The sequence below is a fragment of the Faecalimicrobium dakarense genome (assembly GCF_000499525.1).
GTDB classification, from domain to species: domain Bacteria; phylum Bacillota; class Clostridia; order Peptostreptococcales; family Peptostreptococcaceae; genus Faecalimicrobium; species Faecalimicrobium dakarense.
The window spans coordinates 1-3,831 of the sequence record NZ_HG529339.1 but is presented as its reverse complement, the minus strand read 5'-3'; the positions used below and the strand labels follow the sequence as shown (position 1 = coordinate 3,831).

At 26.8% G+C, this 3,831-nt stretch carries 4 protein-coding genes; all 4 read right to left on the bottom strand.

Annotated features, from left to right (window positions below):
- Positions 1 to 31: 31 nt before the first annotated feature.
- Entirely contained in the window at positions 32 to 1,270 is a 1,239-nt protein-coding gene (locus BN899_RS09670) for an ABC transporter permease (protein WP_042274941.1), read from the bottom strand.
- Between the two features lie 3 nt (positions 1,271 to 1,273).
- Complete coding sequence (locus BN899_RS09665; RefSeq protein WP_042274943.1) at positions 1,274 to 1,954, bottom strand: ABC transporter ATP-binding protein; 681 nt, start codon at positions 1,952 to 1,954, stop codon at positions 1,274 to 1,276.
- Positions 1,947 to 3,017, bottom strand: a complete 1,071-nt coding sequence (locus BN899_RS09660; RefSeq protein ID WP_052356781.1) for an efflux RND transporter periplasmic adaptor subunit — start codon at positions 3,015 to 3,017, stop codon at positions 1,947 to 1,949. The genes BN899_RS09665 and BN899_RS09660 overlap by 8 nt, the downstream gene beginning before the upstream one ends.
- 207 nt (positions 3,018 to 3,224) lie before the next feature.
- On the bottom strand, positions 3,225 to 3,831 hold a 607-nt coding region (locus BN899_RS09655; RefSeq protein ID WP_042274940.1), incomplete at its 5' end, for an ATP-binding protein.

The window sequence follows — 3,831 nt, the reverse complement described above, 5'->3', positions numbered from 1 at the left end:
AGTAATTAAACTCTCTTTTTTTATATAATATTTATTTATAAATAGCTTTTATAGGGTCTAGTCTAGATGCTTTAAATGCAGGTATAATACCAAATATTACACCTGTAACAACTGTAGCTATGCTAGCGAATAAGAAGCTATTTACATTAGGTATAGCTTTAAATGGAAGATAATTTGATGCATAGTTAACTACTATAAATCCTACTATTATTCCAAGTATTCCTCCACATACTGTTATAAATACAGCTTCTACTAAAAATTGAAGCATTATAGTACGAGGTTTAGCACCTATTGCACGTCTTATACCTATTTCTCTTTGTCTTTCCATTACAGAAACATACATTATATTCATTACACCAATACCGCCAACAAACATTGATATAGCAGTTATTAAAGTAACAAATTTATTTATAGTAGATATCATATTTTGAAGCTCTTGAGTAGATTCAGATGGATCATCAGTCTTATATGAACCATTTATATCAGGATGAAGTTCATAAAGTTTATTAATAATATTATTTGCAACTTCAAAAACATCATATCCTTTAGAAACAACTAAGTCTAGAGCATATATTTCTTGAGAATAATTATACTGATTAACTAACCCATCTAAAGCTTTTTTAGGCATGTATGAAGTAACATATCCTTCCATAGGATTCATATTGTACATAGATTTATTCTCGTCAGTTTTATTAGAAACAGAACTTTCATCTACTATACCAATTATTTCATATATTGTACCATTTATTGAAATTCCTTTACCAAGAGCTTTTTCAGGATTATCAAATAAGTCAGTAGCATTTTGCATAGTAATTATAATAACTTTTCTATTAGCATCATCTAAAGAAAAATTTCTTCCGTATATAGGGTTTAGTTTAGTATCCTTTTTTAACTCAGTAATTTCAACATAAGTAGTTTTTTTATCATAAGTAGCCTCATTAGAATGGATTGAAGCAAAATCAAAATCATCTTTACTAGGTCCTATTTTTTCAACACCTTCAGTAAAAGATAGTTGTTCCATATCTTCGCTAGTAAAAGGTTTTAAAAATATACTCATATTCGTCATACTATAGTCAGCAGGTTCAAAATGAATTCTTGTTTTATTAGGATTTACTTTATTAACTGAAGTTTCTACTTCTTTCTTTAGCCCATTACCAATAGAACTAACTAATATAACGGAAGTGATACCCATAATAATCCACAAAAGAGTTACAAAAACTCTAAGTTTATGCCCTTTTAAATTTGATAAGGTACTTTTAACTAAATTCATGATTTACACCTCCAAAGATAACACGCCATCTTTAAGTCTTACAACTTTAGTAGCATATTTTACTAAGTCAGCGTCGTGTGTAACCATTATTATAGTTTTACCTTGATTATTTAAATCTTTAAGTAGATTCATAATTTCTTCACTTGTTTCACTATCTAATGCACCAGTTGGTTCATCAGCAAATATTAATTGAGGGTTATTAACTAACGAACGCGCAATAGCTATACGTTGTTGCTGTCCACCAGATAGTTGAAGGGGAGGTTGTTTTATTTTATCAAGTAACCCCACAGCTTCCAATTTTTCCTTTACAATTTTTTCTCTCTCAGATTTCTTTAAAGATGCATCATAAATAAGAGGTAATTCAACATTTTGATAAACATCCAAAGTTTCTATTAAATTAAATTGTTGAAATACAAATCCTATATTTTTATTTCTAAATGTAGAACGTTGATTTTCATTTAAATTAGTTACATTCTCACCATTAAATATATAATCACCATCATCAAATTTATCTAAAAAACCTAAAACATTAAGTAGAGTAGTTTTACCACTACCTGACTTACCCATTATCATTACAAATTCACCGGACTCTATTTCTAAGCTAAGAGATTTTAGTACATGAAACTTTTCTTTTCCGACTTTATAATACTTTTGAATATTTTCTAGTTTAATTATATTACTCAACTTTTTCAGCCATCCCTTCATCATTAGAAGAAGTATCACCTGTATTTATAGGATCTCCTTCTTTCATATCTTTTGATGGGTATCTAACTAAAACATCATTTTTATCAAGTCCAGATTTTACAACGGTAAGTTCTTCATCAGTGCTTGCTATTTCAACTATTTGTTTTTTAAGGATTCCGTCCATACTTTCAAATACATAAGGTTTATCATTTTCATCTCTTAATATACATGAAGTTGGTATCTTAGATAAAGAATCTCTAATTTCAATAGAAGCTTGAACATGGAATCCATTTACAAGGCCTTCCTGATTATCAAATGAAATACTTATATCGTAATAAGATAGAGATCCTTGGCCACCCATATTCATATCACTAGCTTGAGATGAAGGTCTATCAGATATAAAGCTTATTCTTCCAGCTAATTTTTGGTCTGTTGAAAATACTAAAACATTAACTGGATCATCTATTTGAAGCTTAGATAAATCTTGTTCGCTAGCTTGACCTTTCATATAAAATTGATTACTTTGAAGTGTCATAAATGAAGTAGCCTCAGTAGCATTTTCAGATTTCTCGTTTAAATATACCTTTCCATCAAATGGAGCATAAGTATTTATATAAGCTTTTTTATCTAAAGCTGATATTTGAGCATTTAATTTACTTATTTCTGTGTTTATAAGAGGGTCATTAGAACTATTAGATTTTTTTAGTTCACTCACCTGAGATTTTAGACCATCAATTTCGTTTAAAATAGCATCATTTTTAACAGTAAATAAAAGATCTCCTTTTTTTACAATTTTACCATTTGTAACATTTAATTTACTTATTTCACCTTCTGAAGATGGATTGAAATCCTTTGATTCAGTAGGTAAGATTTTACCATTTATAAATACTTTTTCATTATCTGCGATAGTATAAGTTTCAATATAATTTTCAGTTTCCCCTAATTTTTCATTATTAATTTTGTTTTTGTTGTAAATAAATATACCTGTAGTTAAGACAATTATAGTTACAACTCCAACTCCTATTAATACTTTTTTGTTTTTTAATTTTTCTAAAAAAGACATATATTCCTCCTAATGTAAATAATACTCCAACTAAATTATATGACTAAATGTGACTACAAGTCAAAGAAAAATAAGAAATAAAACAATATTGTAATTAAGTTGACAATTAAAAAAACTATATTATAAAATTTAATACAAAAATATAGCTAAAAATATCAAATTTTTAGATTTAATAAAATAAAAAGAATTAGCTATATAGCTAATTCTCTAATTGATTATATTTAATTTTAAAATGAATTCAGTGTACTCACCGTAAGAAGAATTGACTTTAATATTATGACTTAGTTTAGAACATAGTTCCTTTACCAAGTATAAACCAAGTCCTGTAGATTTAGCATTATGCCTTCCATTATTTCCAGTAAATCCTTTGTCAAATATTCTAACTAAATCTTCTTCTTTAATACCACACCCAGTATCTTTTATTTTTATTAAAATATAATTTGATTCTATTTCTCCAGTTATAGAAATAGAATCACCTTTGTCTGTATACTTTAGAGAATTCCCAATTAACTGATCAAATATAAATAAAAGCCATTTCTTATCAGATAAAATAGTATAATCTAAATTATCTAATGTTAAACTTATTTTATTTGATATAAAGTATTTTGAATATTTTTTTATTACTTCTCTAATTGTTGGATGAAGATTTACTTCTTGAACTAAAAAATCTTTATGAAAATCATCAAGTCTAGAAAGGTAAAGAACTCTTTCTACTGAATTTTCAATCCTCATTATCTCATCATCTATTTCATTTAAAGTTTTTTCAAAATATGGATTTTCATTTTGTTCTATTATAAGTTTTATTATAGCAATA